Raw genomic sequence first — 14,562 nt, forward strand, 5'->3', positions numbered from 1 at the left:
GGCGCCCGCCACATCGCCGAGGAGGCGCTCGTCGGGCACGCCGCCGAGGGCGCGGGCGGTGGCCGCCGCGTCGTCGGGCTCGGCCCCGGGAGCCTCGCGGCTGTAGAGGTTGGGGCAGACCGCGTTGAAGCCCTCGGCCGCGAACCGCCGGACGATCTCCTTGGTGGGGGCGTCGTACCCGGGCATGTGGTGGATCACCACGACCCCGCCGAGCGGCCCGGATGCCATGGGGCGGGCTGAGTACGCTTCGATCCGGTCACCGCCGTGACCGGTGATGGTGATGGTTTCGGCCAGCAGTGCGTCGTACATCGCATGTCCTTCGGTGGGGATTGCTGGCACGTACATTAAGCCCCGTTCCCATGAGGCTCTCCAGCGCCCCGGGCCCCGGTGCCGGACGTGTGACGTGGGCATGCGGGCCTGTGGGATAGGGTCCGCGCTGGTCGACGAAGCGATCACGGCCCCCCGTACGGTGCCGCGGGCCCCCAGGGCCCCCGGGCTCACGCGGACCGCGACAGGAAGGCGTAGTTGTCATGAGTTTCACCGACGGGACCAGTGCGGGCGGACCCGCCGAAGCGCGGACCGAGGACGAGGCGGAGAAGGAGGAGGGCAACTCGGCGGAACGGCTCCTGCTGTTCACCGACGCGGTCGCGGCCATCGCCATAACGCTGCTGATCCTGCCCCTGGTCGACCTCGTGCCCGAGGTGGCGGGCGAGCACGGCAACGCGAGAGAAGTGATCACGGAGCACCGCGACCAGATCGGCAGCTTCGTGCTGAGCTTCCTGGTCATCTCAGGGCTCTGGCTCGCGCATCACCGGCTGTTCGCCGGGGTGAGGTCCTACAACCAGCCCCTCGTGCTCTGGAACATGGCGTGGCTGTTCTCCATCATCGTGCTGCCCTTCCCGACGGAGATGGTGGGGGCCTTCGGAGGGGACCGTCTCGCCTCCTCCCTCTACTACGCGAACGTCCTGGCAGGGGTGGCGTGCCAGACGGCGATGATCTTCGTACTCAAGCGCACTCCCCGGCTGTTGCGCCCGGGCAGCCACGACATGGGGCACGTCCTGCGGGTGGGTGTGACCAATGTCGTGGCGCTGGTCATCGCCTTCGCGCTGGCCCTCGCGGTACCGGCCCTCCAGTACTACAGCCTGCTGCTGCTCGCCGTGGCGCCGTGGACGGAACGCCTCAGGAAGCTGGGCTCGGCGCGCTGAGCGAGGGCGCCGAGCCCAACGGGTCGACCGGGTGCGCGGGTTCCACCGAGCACGTCAGGTGCGTTACGCGGCCGAGTCGCTCCTGCGGCGCCTGACCGCGAACACCACGCCCGTACCGGCGACGACGGCGACCCCGCCGAGCAGGCCCAGGGTCGGCACGACGGAGGACGAGCCGGTCGAGGCGAGGGACCCGTCAGGACCCGGGGTGGCGGTCGGCGCCACGGACGCGGTCGGGCTCGGGGTCACGGAATCCGACGGACTCGGCGTCGCGCTTCCGCCGCCGCCCGCCGCGACCACGTCGAACGGGGACGAGCCGTTGCTCTCCAGGTAGACGCACTTGCCGTCGGTGTCCGGGAAACGGCCCTCACTGATGGCGGCCCCCTTGTCGGCCGGAGCGGCCTTGTCCACGCTCAGCCGCAGCTCCAGGGTGAGCGTCGAGTTGGCCTTGATGATGCCGGGATCCAGGGTGAAGTCCGCGTCGCCGGTGGGGGTGTTGGTCCACTTCCCGGTGGCGGGGTCCTTGTACTCGGCTGTGGTGTACGTGCTGTAGTCCTCGTACGTCTTCGGGTTGGTCTGCATCGCGTAGAGCCGCAGCATGACCTTGTCGCGGTCCGTGGTGTTCTCGTTCTTGACGCTGATGGTGAACGGGTGGAATCCGCTGCCCGCGGTGATCGACTTCGGCAGCCCGCTGAGCGTGATCGCCAACTTCTCGTCGTACGGCGGGAATTCGGCGCTGTTGTCACAGGGCTCCGGATCGGCGGACCCGGAGGGCGGCGGTGAGGATGCCGGCGGCGAGGACGGCGGGGGAGAGGAAGCCGGCGGGCTGGAGGCCGGGGGCGAGGTCGGCGTCCCGCTGCTCGCCGAGGGCGTCGGAGCGCCGTCGCTCGGGGTGGTCGGGCTCGGCGTCCCGGCGGAGGCGGTGGGAGAGGGCGACCCGGTGGTCGCGAAAGCGGTCGGGGCCACCAGGAAGGTGGCGGGCGTGAGGACTGCGGCGGTCGCCGCAGCGACGGCCATGGCGCGTCGAATCTTCATACAGGCAAGACCCGTGGGGCGCGCCAATAGTTGTTGTCGTATTGACGGAGACTTTATACAGGCCGGATCGGACCGGCCTGTATGGCCCCGGGGCGCGAAAAAAGGCGCTGCGCCCCCCTCCGAGTGCAGCGCCTCTTCACGACTGGTGTGACGGAAGCAAGACCTGTGACCCATGGGGAAGGTTGTGTGAGACTTCACGGAAATGTGGAGTGGTGTGCGTCACAGTCGGACGGCTGACCCCGGCGACGGACCTGACACGTGACCGGGAAGGGCGGGCGACCGGGAAGGGCGGGCGGTCCCGGGCGTCCCCGGAACCGGCCGCCCTTGGGGGTGACCGGGCCGCTGTCCCCTGCCGTCCGGTCACGGGAGCCGGGGCGAGGTCCCACGGCGTACCGCTGTACGCGTTACGCCACACGCCCCGGCGAGGCCGTGCGTCGGGTCCAACGAACCCCCGCACCCGGCCGTCACGCACCATCCGGGTGAGACGGTGTCCGAACTCAGATACGCCCCCGGCACAGCTCCAGCAGCGTCATCGCCAGCGCGGTACCCGGCCTGCCCAGCGTGTCGCTGTAGTGGCCGAGGATCTCCATCTCGCGCGAGAGGCTGACCCTGCCTCCCCCCGACCCCATCCGGGCGTCCTGGATGGAGGCCGAGACGGCCATCCGTTCCTGTACGAGCGCGATGATCCGCGCGTCGAGCGCGTCGATGCGCTCGCGCGCGCCGTCGATGAGGGAGGCGGCCTCTTCGTTACGGGCGCCGGTGTTGTTCTCCGTGACAGTCATGGCGACTGGGCTCCTTGTCGGTTCGGGGTGATCGCGAAGGCGGTCCTGCAAGCGCGCATGAAGCGGGGTGGAGGATGCATCCCCGGAGCGGCGCGGCCCCGAACGCGACAGACGCCCCGGGCCTTGCCGGCCCGGGGCGCCTGTCGGAAGTCGCTTGTCAGTTCAAGCAGCACGACCTGTGGCAGCCGGACGGGCCGGTGCCATAGGTAAAGACGTAGCTGAGCTGCTCGATCATGCGGAGATTATGGCCCGGCGGGCTGCGCGGGCGGCAACGCCGGTTCGAATCGTGAGACGCGGGGAGGCCCTCCGGCCGCCGTTAGAATCGAGAGCGAAGCCAGGAAGACCAAAAGCAGCAAGCAACGCAGCAAGCAACACCGAGGGACCGCGGAAAACGCCTCCCTCCCCCCGTCACCGTCACCGCCGGAAGGCCGCCCCCGTGCCAGCAGCGCCCCCCGCCGCCCCCGAGATCGATACGCCGGACGCCGTACTCGTCGTCGACTTCGGCGCGCAGTACGCCCAGCTCATCGCCCGCCGCGTCCGGGAGGCCCGGGTCTACAGCGAGATCGTCCCGTCCACCATGCCGGTGGCCGAGATGCTGGCGAAGAACCCGCGCGCGATCATCCTCTCCGGCGGTCCCTCGTCCGTGTACGCGGACGGCGCCCCGCGCGTCGACGCCTCGCTCTTCGAGGCCGGTGTCCCGGTCTTCGGCATGTGCTACGGCTTCCAGCTCATGGCGATGGCGCTCGGCGGGACCGTCGAGCACACCGGGGCGCGCGAGTACGGCCGCACCGACCTGCGGGTCTCCCGTACCGACTCCACCCTCTTCGAGGGCACCCCGGCCGACCAGCAGGTCTGGATGTCGCACGGCGACACCTGCTCGGCCGCCCCCGACGGCTTCTCCGTCACCGCGTCCACGGACGTCGTGCCGGTCGCCGCCTTCGAGAACGACGAGAAGAAGCTCTACGGCGTCCAGCACCACCCCGAGGTGCTGCACTCCACCTACGGCCAGCAGGTCCTGGAGCACTTCCTCTACCGGGGCGCCGGCATCGAGCCGACCTGGACCACGGCCAACGTCGTGGAGGAGCAGGTCGCGCTGATCCGCGAGCAGGTCGGCACCAAGCGCGCCATCTGCGGCCTGTCGGGCGGCGTCGACTCGTCGGTGTCGGCCGCGCTCGTGCAGCGGGCCATCGGCTCCCAGCTCACCTGCGTGTACGTCGACCACGGCCTCCAGCGCAAGGGCGAGACCGAGCAGGTCGAGAAGGACTTCGTCGCGGCCACCGGCGTACAGCTCAAGATCGTCGACGCCGAGGAGCGCTTCCTCACCGCGCTGAAGGGTGTCTCCGACCCCGAGCAGAAGCGCAAGATCATCGGCCGTGAGTTCATCCGGGTCTTCGAGCAGGCCCAGGCGGAGATCGTCGCCGAGGCGGGCGCCGAGGGCGAGGACGTCGCGTTCCTCGTCCAGGGCACCCTGTACCCGGACGTCGTCGAGTCGGGCGGCGGCAGCGGCACCGCCAACATCAAGTCGCACCACAATGTCGGCGGGCTCCCCGACGACATCGAGTTCCAGCTCGTCGAGCCGCTGCGCAAGCTGTTCAAGGACGAGGTCCGGATGGTCGGGCAGCAGCTCGGCCTGCCGGACGAGATCGTGCAGCGCCAGCCCTTCCCCGGTCCCGGGCTCGGTATCCGCATCATCGGCGAGGTCACCCGCGAGCGCCTCGACCTGCTGCGCGAGGCCGACGCCATCGCCCGCGAGGAGCTGACGGCCGCCGGTCTCGACCGCGAGATCTGGCAGTGCCCGGTGGTGCTGCTGGCCGACGTGCGGTCCGTGGGCGTGCAGGGTGACGGCCGTACGTACGGTCACCCGATCGTGTTGCGGCCGGTCTCGTCCGAGGACGCGATGACGGCCGACTGGACGCGGATGCCGTACGACGTACTGGCGAAGATCTCGACGCGCATCACGAACGAGGTCGCCGACGTCAACCGCGTGGTCCTCGATGTGACGAGCAAGCCGCCGGGCACCATCGAGTGGGAGTAGCGGCACCGCCGCGCGCACGTGCGGGCCGCGCACACGTACGGAGGGGGCGGAGCCGATCCGGCTCCGCCCCCTCCGTCGCACGTACGCGGCGCGCACGTGTGCGCGGCCGGTGTCTCCCGGTCAGCCGTGCAGCAGGGCGTTCCCGTTCTTCACGACGTCGGAGCCGCCCTTGAGGACGCCCTTCACCGCGGCCACCTTCTTGCCCGCCGTGTCACCGAGGACCTGGTCCACGACCGGCTTGGCCTTCTCGCCGGCGACGGTGGCGGTCTTCGCCGTGCTGCTCAGGGTGGAACCGAGGTCGAGCGCCTGGGCGGAGGGGGCGACCACGGCGAGGAGCGCGGAGCCGGCGGCCGCGGTGGCGAGGAATCGATACATGTTCATGGTCGATGTAACGCGCCAGCACGGCTGAGGGCACGCGACGTCCCGCCGATGTCCCGCTGATGGAGGTTCCTGAGCACCGTCGCCTTGACCCCGGTGTGACAACCTGCCCCGGTGTGACAAGGCGATCAATCAGGGCCGGTCAGGCGGGGTCCGCCTCGTCCATCGTGAAGTCCTCGAAGTCGAACCCGGGCGCGACGACGCACGTCACGAGCACCGGCTCGGTACCCGCGGGTTCGGCCGACTGCCAGGCCCCGGCGGGGACCAGTACCTGGGGCCGCTCGCCCGACTCCACGGCCGGACCGAGGAGATGGACCTCGGCGCCCGACGGATCGTCGTCCGTCCCGCCGATGTGCAGCCGCAGCGGCCCGCCGCTGTGCCACAGCCACATCTCGTCCGACCGGACCCGGTGGCGGCGCGAGCGCTCCCCGGGATGGAGCAGGAAGTAGATTCCGGTCGCATGGCTGCGGGGTCCCGGGTAGCCGTCCGGTGTCGTCGAACCCGAGGTCCGCCAGGTCTCCTTGAACCAGCCGCCCTCGACGTGCGCTTCAAGTCCGAGAAGGGCGACCAGCGGTGAGGTGTCTGTCATGAGGTCATTCAACATCGTGACGTGCTCGTCACCTCCCCCGGCGGGCACGACGGCGCGCACGCCCCACCGAATGCGACACAATTCACAGGTATCCCAAGGAAGTTCACGGGCCAGGGCGGGGAGAGGCGGCGTTTCGGCGTGTCAGTGCAAGAGGCAAGGCAGGGCGCGCACGGCGGTGGCTGTACGTGCGGTGACTGCCCGCACGGAGCGCGCGAGGGTCATCGGCAGGCCGTCTCGGCGTTCCTCGCGAAGCGGGACGAACTCGCCGCAGGGCAGGGACTGCCCGCCGCCGTCGCGCACTCGGCGGGGGCGTCCAGGCAGTGGGTGTCCGACGAGCTGACCCAGTCGGCGCGCGCGGTGGCCGACCGGAGCCGCGAGGCGGGCGACGCCTGGCTGCTCGCCGTGTGGCGGCACACGCTGATCGCCGTATGGGGCACCGTCCTCGTCCTCGCGCTGGCCGAGACCGGGACCGCGATCGGGGCGGGCTGGAGCGTCGCGCGTACGGCCGGGCTGCTCACCGCGCTGGTCGTCGGCGGGCTGCTGACCGCGACCGCCCGGCTGCACCGCGCGCGCGGCGGCCTGCTCGCGCCGCTGATCGGCGAGGACAACCGGCTCTCGACCTCGCGTACGGTCGCCTCGGCCTGGGTGCTGTTCGTCGTCTCCGCCGTCCTCGTCCTCGCCTTCCAACTGGCGGCGGCCTCCGGCCACGCCGAGCGCGACGCGCTGATCGACGGGCTCGAACTGGCCCGGGGCGCGGGCCTGTTGACCGTACTGGCCGTGGTGTCGGCGATCGCCGTCGTGGCACGCCAGGTGGTGACCGTACGGGTGCTCTCCGGGCGTCTGCAGAAGGTACGCGCCGAGCGGCCCCGGCTCGCCGACCTGCTCTGCGACGACGCGGGCCGCGGCAGTTTCACCGATGTGCAGTACGCCCTGGTCAGCGCGGTCGCCGTGATCTTCTCCGGGGTACGGCTGGCCCGCAGGCCCGAGCAACTGCCCGACCTGCCCTGGGCGCTGGCCCTGCTCGTCACCGTCTCCGCCGCCACCTACTTCGCCGGCAAGTACGCGGAGGGCGGCCGGCCCGTCGTGCTGTCGGTGGTACGGGCCAGGGAGGCCGGGGACCTGGACGCGCCCATCCGTACGGGCGACGACATCGAGATCCGGGGCGCCGGCTTCGTACCGCCCGGGGCCGGGACCCCCGACCGGCTCGCGCGGATGGTCGTGCGGATCGGGCCCGTCCATGTCCACGTGCCGCTGGTGCCGGTGCCCGGCGGCTTCGCCAACCCGGCCGACACGGTGCTGACCGTGCCCGTCCCGGTGGACGTGGAGCCCGGATCCGTCGAGGTGCAGGTCGTGACGGCGGCCGGAACCGAGACCAATCGGGTGACCGTCGAGGTGACGGACTGACCGTCCTGGCCCGCGGGCCGCGCCGACGCGGCGTCAGCACACCCCGGGCCGCCGCCCGTGCTCCCGGCCGACCGGTCGACCGGCATGTCAGTGAGCACCCGGCGCCTCGCATCCGTATGCATGGGGGAGGCACGCGGGGCGGGACCGCCCGGCGGCAGCGGCGTGGGACAGGGAAAGGCAGAACGGCGATGACACAAGACATCCTGACGGACACACGGGGACCGGCCGGCGGTGAGCAGGGCTGGAGGGCGAAGGCCCCGAGCTACGCGCTGCTGCCGCTGCGCGTCTTCCTCGGCGTGACCTTCATCTACGCGGGACTCGACAAGCTGACCACCAGCGGGTTCTTCCAGGCGTCCGGGCCCAACTCCGTCGGGGCGATGATGTCGGCCGTCCGGGACAGCGCGGCCATCCCCGGCCTGGTCGACCTGGCGCTCAAGAGTCCGGGCGGGTTCGGATACGCCATCGCCTTCGGTGAACTGGCGGTCGGCCTCGGGACCCTGTTCGGCGTGATCGGCCGGCTCGCCGCCCTCGGCGGGGCGCTCATCAGCCTGAGCCTCTGGCTGACGGTGAGCTGGCAGTCCTCGCCGTACTACTACGGCAACGACCTCATATACCTGATGGCCTGGATCCCGCTCGTCATCGCCGGAGCGCCGCTCTACTCGGTCGACGGGCTCTGGGCCGCGCGCAAACGGCGCTTGCGGTAACGGGTCCCCACCCAGGCGGCGAGACCGGCCAGCCACAGTGAGTCGAAGACGACCGGCAACGCCACGTACCACGGTGCCTGCCACAGGCCGGCCAGATCGCCTCCGTACACCGTGGCGGTCGCCAGCGCCGCCACACCCACCACGAGCCGTCCCGGCATGAACTCATGACCTAGCATCTCGCACCTCCACCTGGCCGACGCCGACTTCGAGCCGCAGCACCAACGTGCCGGCCGGGTCGGCGCCCGCACGCGGTGCCAGTGTTCGCTGCTCGACCCTGTTCGGGGAGACGTCCAGGCCGCGGTTCTGCTGCCCGGGGAGCCGGACGTCGCCGAGACCGGTCTCCACGCGGATCTTCACGGTCAGCCCCGCCGGTATCTCGACCTTCAGCAGCCCGGCGCCGACCCCGGCCCTCGTACTGACCGTCCGCCCCTTCGGCACGGTGAGGTCGCGCAGGTCGAGGGTGCCCGCGCCCAGGCCCAGGTCGTACCGCGGGTGTACGGCGGCCACCGACGCCGGATGCCAGGTCCGGTTGCCCGCTGAGGTGGGGATGTCCTTCGGGATCACCGTGGCGGCGGCGAGCAGCCCGGCGGTGACGGCGGTCATGAAGATCGTGCCGACGCCCGTACGCCCCGCGAAGGCGGTGACGATCAGGCCGAGCGCGAAGACCGCGAGGTCGGCCGTCAGACCGATCTCCAGGCTGGTGCCGAGCGGATGCGAGCCCCAGGACAGGCCCACACCGAGTCCGCCTGCCAGCAGGGCCAGCCACGCGATGAGGCCGCTGACGTCGTGCGTGTGACCCGTACGCGCCGAGGAGCGGGACGAAACGCCGTGGCGGCGGTCGTGGTGGCCGCCGTGGTGCCCGCCGCGGCGTCTGCCCGGCCACGGCATGCGGGGGCCCGAGGGAGCCTCGGAGGCCGCTGAGTCATCGGGACCCCACAGATAACCGGAGGAGCCGAGCGGGCCCGTCGTACCGTCCTTGATGATCGGGTCCCGCCACCAGGAAGGGGACCCGTAGGGAGTCGGCGGCGCCTTCGTCTCCGGCGGCGCGTCCGTCCCCGCGTACGCCACCGAGGGGGCCTTCGGGCCGCCCTGGGGCATCGCGGCGCGGCGGTGCTGCGACCAGACCGCCGAGCCGATGACGGCGACCGACAGCATCGCGGCGAAGCTGAGCGTCCCGCCGTTGCTGAGCATGGAGAGGAAGAGACCGCAGCCGATCAGGGCGAGCAGGACGGCGATCAGCGCGGCGCCCTCGACGCGTCCCGACAGCAGCCTGCGGGCCTCGTTCTCGTCCTCGCCGTCCAGCGGTATCAGCAGCCAGGCGAAGCCGTAGAAGATCAGGCCGATGCCGCCGGTCACGCTGAGCAGCCCGATGACGATCCGGAAGATGACCGGGTCGACGTCGCAGTACCGCCCGAGCCCGCCGCACACACCGGCCACGACCTTCTGGCGCGGGGCGCGCAGCAGCACCGGGCGGGCGGCGCCGGTGTCCTGGCCGGTGGCGGCTTTGGCCTCGGCGGACGGCTGGCCGGACGGCTCGGGAGGCGGCTGGTCGGAGGGCTGCGTCATACGTACATGGTGACCGCAGCCCGCCGCCCGCTCCAGCCGCTCCGACCCTGGCCGGTCCCTGATTTTGACCCTGGCCACCCCTGATACGGCGGACCGCCCGGCCCCGACGCCCGGCCGCACGTCAGGGTCGGCTCAGGGTCGGAACAGGGGGGCCACCCTGATGTTCACCGGCGCCCGGCCGTGTGACCATCGATGACATGCCAGCCGCCACACCCCGCGCCGCAGCGATGTCGTCCCCCCGCGCCCCGGCGCCGGAGGAGCAGCCGACGCGCAAGCTCTACCGCAGCGCCGACGGCCGGCTCCTCGGCGGTGTCGCGCGCGGGCTCGCCGGGCATCTCGGGCTGCCCGTCGTCTGGGTACGGCTGATCTTCCTCGGGCTCTTCTTCGCCCAGGGCCTCGGCGCCCTGCTGTACGCGGTGTTCTGGATCGTCGTACCGCTCGGCGTCGGCGGCCGGGCCACCGCGGCCGAGCCGCGCTCGCTCTTCGAGGTCGGCGCCGACGGCAGACGGCGGCTCCGCAAGCCCGACAAGGGCCAGGTCTTCGCGCTGATCGCACTGGCTGTCGGCGCCGTCGTCTTCGTCGGCAACGTCAATCTCGGCCGGGGCCACGCCGACCGCTACATCTGGCCGATGCTGCTGATCGGCGCCGGTGTCGTGCTGGTCTGGCGGCAGGCCGACAACGCGCGCCGGGCCCGCTGGACCGAGGTCGGGCGCCGCCGCCGGGTGCTGCAACTGGCGCGCGGGGTCGCCGGGGTGGCCCTGGTCGGGCTCGGCCTGACCGTCTTCGTGGCGGTGCGCGGCTCGGCGGCCCAGTTCGGCAACGTCCTCACTGCGGCGATCGCCGTGGTCGCCGGGGTCGCGCTGCTGGCCGGACCCTGGCTCGTCCGGATGACGCAGGACCTCTCCGAGGAACGGCTGATGCGCATCCGCGCCCAGGAACGCGCCGAAGTCGCCGCGCACGTCCACGACTCCGTACTGCACACCCTCACCCTGATCCAGCGGAACGCCGACGACACCGGCGAGGTCCGCCGCCTCGCCCGCGCCCAGGAGCGGGAGCTGCGCGCCTGGCTGTACAAGCCGGAGGGCACGGGCAAGGACGAGGCCGAGGAGCCGACCACGCTCGCCGAAGCGGTGAAGAAGGCGGCGGCGGAGGTCGAGGACTACCACGGGGTGCCGATCGAGGTCGTGGTCGTCGGTGACTGCCCGCTCGACGAGAAGCTGTCCGCGCAGATACAGGCGGCGCGCGAGGCGATGGTCAACGCCGCCAAGTACGGCGGGGAGGGCGGTGCCGTACAGGTCTTCGCCGAGGTCGAGGGCCGTACGGTCTTCATCTCCGTACGCGACCGGGGCCCCGGTTTCGACCTCGAAGCGGTGCCCGGCGACCGGATGGGCGTCCGGGAGTCGATCATCGGCAGGATGCAGCGCAACGGCGGGACGGCGCGGCTGCGGTCGGTGCCCGACGGGGGCACGGAGGTCGAGCTGGAGATGGAACGCGCCGACGAAGCCGCGGACCGGACCGCGGTGTGACGGCGGAACACCGGGCTGTCGCCCGGCGGCAGGTGGACCGTACGGTACGAGGGGCCGCGCCGGCGGCGGAGCGACCAGGGCGAGGGGCAGGGACCATGAGCAGCGTAGGAGCCGACAGCACAGGCGCGGGGACCGACGGCGCGGCAGCAGGACACCGGGCTGACGCCCGGCGGGCCAGAGTCGTGCTCGTCGACGACCACCGGATGTTCCGCACGGGCGTGCGGGCCGAGATCGGCCGCACCGAGGAGACGGGCGTCGAGGTCGTCGGCGAGGCCGCCGACGTCGAGCAGGCCGTCACGGTCATCACGGCGACCCGCCCCGAGGTCGTCCTCCTCGACGTCCACCTGCCGGGCGGCGGCGGTGTCGAGGTGCTGCGCCGCTGCGCCCCGCTGATGGCGGCGGGGGCGGACCCGGTGCGCTTCCTCGCGCTGTCGGTGTCCGACGCGGCCGAGGACGTCATCGGGGTGATCAGGGGCGGCGCCCGCGGGTACGTCACCAAGACGATCACCGGCGCCGACCTGGTCGACTCGATCTTCCGGGTGCAGGACGGCGACGCGGTGTTCTCGCCGCGCCTCGCCGGCTTCGTACTGGACGCCTTCGCCTCGACGGACGCGCCGCCGGTGGACGAGGACATGGACCGGCTGACCCAGCGGGAGCGCGAGGTGCTGCGGCTGATCGCGCGCGGGTACGCGTACAAGGAGATCGCCAAGCAGCTCTTCATCTCGGTGAAGACGGTCGAGTCGCATGTCTCGGCGGTACTGCGCAAGCTCCAGCTCTCCAACCGGCACGAGCTGACCCGCTGGGCGACGGCGCGCCGGCTGGTCTGACGTCTGACGTCCGGCGTCTGACGTCTGACGTCCGGCGCCTTCGGCCCTGGCCGTCAGGCGGCGGCCGGACCTGAGTCGGTCGCCAGCTTGACGGCAAGCAGCCCGAGGACGGTCCCCATCAGGTACCGCTGCACACGGAGCCAGGCGGGCCGCCGCGCGAGGAACACCGCGACGGCCCCCGCGCCCATGGCGATGGCGAGGTTCACGGCCAGGCTGACGGTGATCTGTATGCCGCCGAGTACGAAGCCCTGGAGCAGGACGTGTCCGGCGCGCAGATCGATGAACTGCGGGATGAGCGAGAGGTACATGACGGCGACCTTCGGGTTCAGCAGGTTCGTCAGGAGCCCCATCGAGAACAGCCGCCGGGGCGAGTCTGCCGCCAGTTCGCGCGGCGCGAAGACCGACACCCCACCGGGCCGCAGCGCCTTCCAGGCGAGCCACGCGAGGTAGCCGGCGCCCGCGAGTTTCACCGCCGTGTACAGATCGGGAACGGCGAGAAAGACCACCGACAGGCCGAGGTTGGCCGCGCTGAGATAGACGAGGAAGCCGACGGCGACGCCCGCGAGGGAGACCGCACCGGCGCGGCGGCCCTGCGTGATGCTGCGTGAGACGAGATACATCATGTTGGGGCCGGGAGTGAGCACCATGCCGAGGGACACAACGGTGACACCGAGGACCGCGTTCGTTCCGATCATGGATCAAGGATCGGAGCAGAACGGGCGCGGCACCAGCGATGTCTTCTTCCGGGAACGCGTGAGCGCGGCTAACCGATCGCGGCGCCCGGTCCGGGCCCGCGCGGTCAGTGCGAGCAGCTCCACCGGGTGACGTAGGGCCGGGTCCGCGAGTCCAGCAGGACGCCCCGGATGCACTCGCCCGGAGCGGTGTCGAGCCGCCCGCTCAGCTCGGCGCGGCCGTCGCGGGTGCGCTCGGTGCCGAACCACCCGGCGAACGCGGTGATCCGCGCGTCCTTGCGTTGATAGCCGAGCCGGACCGTCACTTCACCCGTACGGGCGGGGCGCTGGATGTACCGCACGGTGAAGCCGCCGGTGCGCCCGATCGGTCCTTCGACGCAGAGCCGGCCGCCGGTGAGGTCGCCGCAGCCCTTCGGGGTGACGCCGACGGGCGCGAGGACGAAGAGCGCGCCCATGGCGAGTCCCGTTCCCATCAGTCGGACGCTCGTGGCTCGTCTCACGGCTACCTTTCCGGGGGCGTACGGGTGGCGGTTACAGGGGCCGGTCACGGGGGCGGTCACGGATGGCGCCGGCGGCCTGCCGGCCTGCTGCTGCTCATCGTTACGCAGGTGGCGCTCCCCGGCACTTCGGCATCCGGGCGGTACGGCGCCCGGGCCGGCGGACCACCGGCGCGGGCAGGAGGCGTGTCTCACGCGGGGCGGGTGGCCCCGGCGAAGGGCATCTCGTCGATCGGGGCGATCCGGACCGGTGCGCCCGGGCGCGGGGCGTGGATCATCCTGCCGTTCCCGATGTAGATCCCGACATGGCTGACGCCCGAGTAGAAGAACACCAGGTCGCCCGGGGCCAGCTCGCCGTGCGAGACGCGCCGGCCCGCGTTGATCTGGGTGTATGTGGTGCGGGGGAGGGAGACTCCGGCGGCGCCCCAGGCCGCCTGGGTCAGCCCCGAGCAGTCGAAGGAGCCGGGGCCCGTCGCGCCCCAGACGTACGGCTTGCCGAGCGCCCCGTACGCGTAACCGACCGCGGCGGCGGCGCGCGCGCCGGGCGCCCGCGCGGTGGCCGGGTCCGACGCCGCCGTCGACATAGCGTCGCGCGAGAGCGAACGGTCGGCGCGGTTGCCCGGCGCCTCGCCCGGCTGCCGCGCGTACGCGGCGCGCTGCGCCTCCGTGAGCTGCGCGAGGAGCTTCTTGGCGGCGCTGAGCTTGCCCTCGATGCTCGCCTTGTAGGTGGCCAGTTCCTTCTGGCGGCTCTTCAGCTCCTTGAGCCGGCTGTCGGCACTGACCCGTAACCCGGCGATCCGGGCCAGCTCCTTGCGTACGCCGGTGAGCGCGCCGGCCTGCCGTACCCCGGCGCGCTCGACGAGCGAGGCACCCTCCAGGAAGTCTTCGGGGCTCGACGACAGCGCGAGCTGGACGGCGGGGTCGAGCCCGCCGGAGCGGTACTGCGCCGCAGCGATCGAACCGAGCGCGTTACGCGAGGAGTTGAGCCGGTCGGTCCGGCGGGCCGCCTCGTCGGCGAGGTCCTTCAGCCCGCCGCGGGCGGCGTCCGCCTTCTCCTTCGCGCCGTTGTACTTCTCGGTCGCGGCCTCCGCCTGCTGGTACAGCCTGTCGGCCATCGACTTCACCTGGGCCGGCGTCAGCCGGGGCTCCGCCTGCGCGACACCGCCCGAAGCGGCGGCGGCCGTCGCCGCTCCGGCGAGCGCGAGAGTGGCGGCCGTACGGCCCGCCTGGCCGGTGAGCGGTCGATGTTTGCGTTTTCGGTGCGCGGCCACGGGGGTGTCCACTTCCTTCTGGCGTCGAGCTTCGGTCCTGCTCCTGTCGGCCCG

Annotated in this window: 17 protein-coding genes; 7 read left to right on the forward strand and 10 right to left on the reverse strand. The window is 72.0% G+C overall.

Annotated elements, in window-relative coordinates:
• On the reverse strand, nucleotides 1–309 hold a 309-nt coding region (locus tag QR77_RS25155; protein WP_040024372.1), incomplete at its 3' end, for a dienelactone hydrolase family protein.
• A gap of 221 nt (nucleotides 310–530) precedes the next feature.
• Between QR77_RS25155 and QR77_RS25160 the strand changes: the two genes are divergently transcribed.
• Entirely contained in the window at nucleotides 531–1,205 is a 675-nt protein-coding gene (locus tag QR77_RS25160; protein ID WP_236710800.1) for a TMEM175 family protein, read from the forward strand.
• A gap of 63 nt (nucleotides 1,206–1,268) precedes the next feature.
• Here the strand turns inward: QR77_RS25160 and QR77_RS25165 are convergent, their stop codons facing one another.
• Nucleotides 1,269–1,910, reverse strand: a complete 642-nt coding sequence (locus QR77_RS25165; RefSeq protein ID WP_150130439.1) for an LPXTG cell wall anchor domain-containing protein — start codon at nucleotides 1,908–1,910, stop codon at nucleotides 1,269–1,271.
• Here QR77_RS25165 and QR77_RS46050 point away from each other — a divergent pair.
• Nucleotides 1,873–2,388, forward strand: coding sequence for a hypothetical protein (locus QR77_RS46050; RefSeq protein ID WP_150130440.1), 516 nt, complete (start codon nucleotides 1,873–1,875; stop codon nucleotides 2,386–2,388). The genes QR77_RS25165 and QR77_RS46050 overlap by 38 nt on opposite strands.
• Before the next feature lie 346 nt (nucleotides 2,389–2,734).
• Here QR77_RS46050 and QR77_RS25170 read toward each other — a convergent pair whose 3' ends face one another.
• Nucleotides 2,735–3,070: a chorismate mutase gene (locus QR77_RS25170; RefSeq protein ID WP_269084338.1), complete on the reverse strand. Its 336-nt coding sequence runs from the start codon at nucleotides 3,068–3,070 to the stop codon at nucleotides 2,735–2,737.
• Between the two features lie 385 nt (nucleotides 3,071–3,455).
• Here QR77_RS25170 and guaA point away from each other — a divergent pair, with 385 nt between their 5' ends.
• Complete coding sequence (guaA, locus tag QR77_RS25175) at nucleotides 3,456–5,054, forward strand: glutamine-hydrolyzing GMP synthase (protein WP_040024375.1); 1,599 nt, start codon at nucleotides 3,456–3,458, stop codon at nucleotides 5,052–5,054.
• Between the two features lie 120 nt (nucleotides 5,055–5,174).
• Here the strand turns inward: guaA and QR77_RS25180 are convergent, their stop codons facing one another.
• Nucleotides 5,175–5,435, reverse strand: a complete 261-nt coding sequence (locus tag QR77_RS25180) for a hypothetical protein (RefSeq protein WP_150130441.1) — start codon at nucleotides 5,433–5,435, stop codon at nucleotides 5,175–5,177.
• A gap of 139 nt (nucleotides 5,436–5,574) precedes the next feature.
• Entirely contained in the window at nucleotides 5,575–6,021 is a 447-nt protein-coding gene (locus QR77_RS25185) for a cupin domain-containing protein (protein ID WP_040028608.1), read from the reverse strand.
• 138 nt (nucleotides 6,022–6,159) lie between these two features.
• Here QR77_RS25185 and QR77_RS25190 point away from each other — a divergent pair, with 138 nt between their 5' ends.
• Nucleotides 6,160–7,425 (forward strand): hypothetical protein, encoded by a 1,266-nt coding sequence (locus QR77_RS25190; protein ID WP_040024377.1) that lies wholly within the window; start codon nucleotides 6,160–6,162, stop codon nucleotides 7,423–7,425.
• Nucleotides 7,426–7,613: 188 nt separating this feature from the next.
• On the forward strand, nucleotides 7,614–8,129 hold the full coding sequence (locus tag QR77_RS25195; protein ID WP_040024378.1) for a DoxX family protein: 516 nt from the start codon (nucleotides 7,614–7,616) through the stop codon (nucleotides 8,127–8,129).
• Here QR77_RS25195 and QR77_RS25200 read toward each other — a convergent pair.
• Both QR77_RS25200 and QR77_RS25205 read right to left on the reverse strand, forming a co-directional pair.
• Entirely contained in the window at nucleotides 8,081–8,305 is a 225-nt protein-coding gene (locus QR77_RS25200) for a hypothetical protein (protein WP_040024379.1), read from the reverse strand. The two genes, QR77_RS25195 and QR77_RS25200, sit on opposite strands and share 49 nt — an antisense overlap.
• Nucleotides 8,292–9,695 carry a PspC domain-containing protein gene (locus QR77_RS25205; RefSeq protein WP_078877102.1) on the reverse strand — a complete coding sequence of 468 codons (1,404 nt, stop codon included), beginning with the start codon at nucleotides 9,693–9,695 and terminating at the stop codon, nucleotides 8,292–8,294. The genes QR77_RS25200 and QR77_RS25205 overlap by 14 nt, the downstream gene beginning before the upstream one ends.
• 197 nt (nucleotides 9,696–9,892) lie before the next feature.
• Between QR77_RS25205 and QR77_RS25210 the strand changes: the two genes are divergently transcribed.
• Nucleotides 9,893–11,221, forward strand: a complete 1,329-nt coding sequence (locus QR77_RS25210; protein WP_040028610.1) for an ATP-binding protein — start codon at nucleotides 9,893–9,895, stop codon at nucleotides 11,219–11,221.
• A 95-nt stretch (nucleotides 11,222–11,316) separates the two neighbouring features.
• Nucleotides 11,317–12,048 (forward strand): response regulator transcription factor, encoded by a 732-nt coding sequence (locus QR77_RS25215; RefSeq protein ID WP_040024380.1) that lies wholly within the window; start codon nucleotides 11,317–11,319, stop codon nucleotides 12,046–12,048.
• A 53-nt stretch (nucleotides 12,049–12,101) separates the two neighbouring features.
• On the opposite strand, the gene QR77_RS25220 is transcribed toward QR77_RS25215, so the two are convergent.
• The 3 genes from QR77_RS25220 to QR77_RS25230 all read right to left on the reverse strand — a co-directional run bounded on the left by QR77_RS25220 (nucleotide 12,102) and on the right by QR77_RS25230 (nucleotide 14,508).
• Nucleotides 12,102–12,743, reverse strand: coding sequence for a LysE family translocator (locus QR77_RS25220; protein WP_040024381.1), 642 nt, complete (start codon nucleotides 12,741–12,743; stop codon nucleotides 12,102–12,104).
• A gap of 104 nt (nucleotides 12,744–12,847) precedes the next feature.
• Nucleotides 12,848–13,213: a hypothetical protein gene (locus QR77_RS25225; protein WP_052489041.1), complete on the reverse strand. Its 366-nt coding sequence runs from the start codon at nucleotides 13,211–13,213 to the stop codon at nucleotides 12,848–12,850.
• A gap of 215 nt (nucleotides 13,214–13,428) precedes the next feature.
• Nucleotides 13,429–14,508, reverse strand: a complete 1,080-nt coding sequence (locus tag QR77_RS25230) for a C40 family peptidase (protein WP_040028611.1) — start codon at nucleotides 14,506–14,508, stop codon at nucleotides 13,429–13,431.
• Nucleotides 14,509–14,562 lie beyond the last annotated feature (54 nt).

The organism is Streptomyces sp. 150FB (genome assembly GCF_000818195.1).
Taxonomy (GTDB): domain Bacteria; phylum Actinomycetota; class Actinomycetes; order Streptomycetales; family Streptomycetaceae; genus Streptomyces.

Bases quoted from the DNA above. Each gene is read 5' to 3' on its own strand.
- QR77_RS25160 (WP_236710800.1), top strand. From the start codon at position 531: ATGAGTTTCACCGACGGGACCAGTGCGGGCGGACCCGCCGAAGCGCGG.
- QR77_RS25180 (WP_150130441.1), bottom strand. From the start codon at position 5,435: ATGAACATGTATCGATTCCTCGCCACCGCGGCCGCCGGCTCCGCGCTC.
- QR77_RS25185 (WP_040028608.1), bottom strand. From the start codon at position 6,021: ATGACAGACACCTCACCGCTGGTCGCCCTTCTCGGACTTGAAGCGCAC.
- QR77_RS25195 (WP_040024378.1), top strand. From the start codon at position 7,614: ATGACACAAGACATCCTGACGGACACACGGGGACCGGCCGGCGGTGAG.
- QR77_RS25200 (WP_040024379.1), bottom strand. From the start codon at position 8,305: ATGCTAGGTCATGAGTTCATGCCGGGACGGCTCGTGGTGGGTGTGGCG.
- QR77_RS25205 (WP_078877102.1), bottom strand. From the start codon at position 9,695: ATGACGCAGCCCTCCGACCAGCCGCCTCCCGAGCCGTCCGGCCAGCCG.
- QR77_RS25210 (WP_040028610.1), top strand. From the start codon at position 9,893: ATGCCAGCCGCCACACCCCGCGCCGCAGCGATGTCGTCCCCCCGCGCC.
- QR77_RS25215 (WP_040024380.1), top strand. From the start codon at position 11,317: ATGAGCAGCGTAGGAGCCGACAGCACAGGCGCGGGGACCGACGGCGCG.
- QR77_RS25220 (WP_040024381.1), bottom strand. From the start codon at position 12,743: ATGATCGGAACGAACGCGGTCCTCGGTGTCACCGTTGTGTCCCTCGGC.
- QR77_RS25225 (WP_052489041.1), bottom strand. From the start codon at position 13,213: ATGGGAACGGGACTCGCCATGGGCGCGCTCTTCGTCCTCGCGCCCGTC.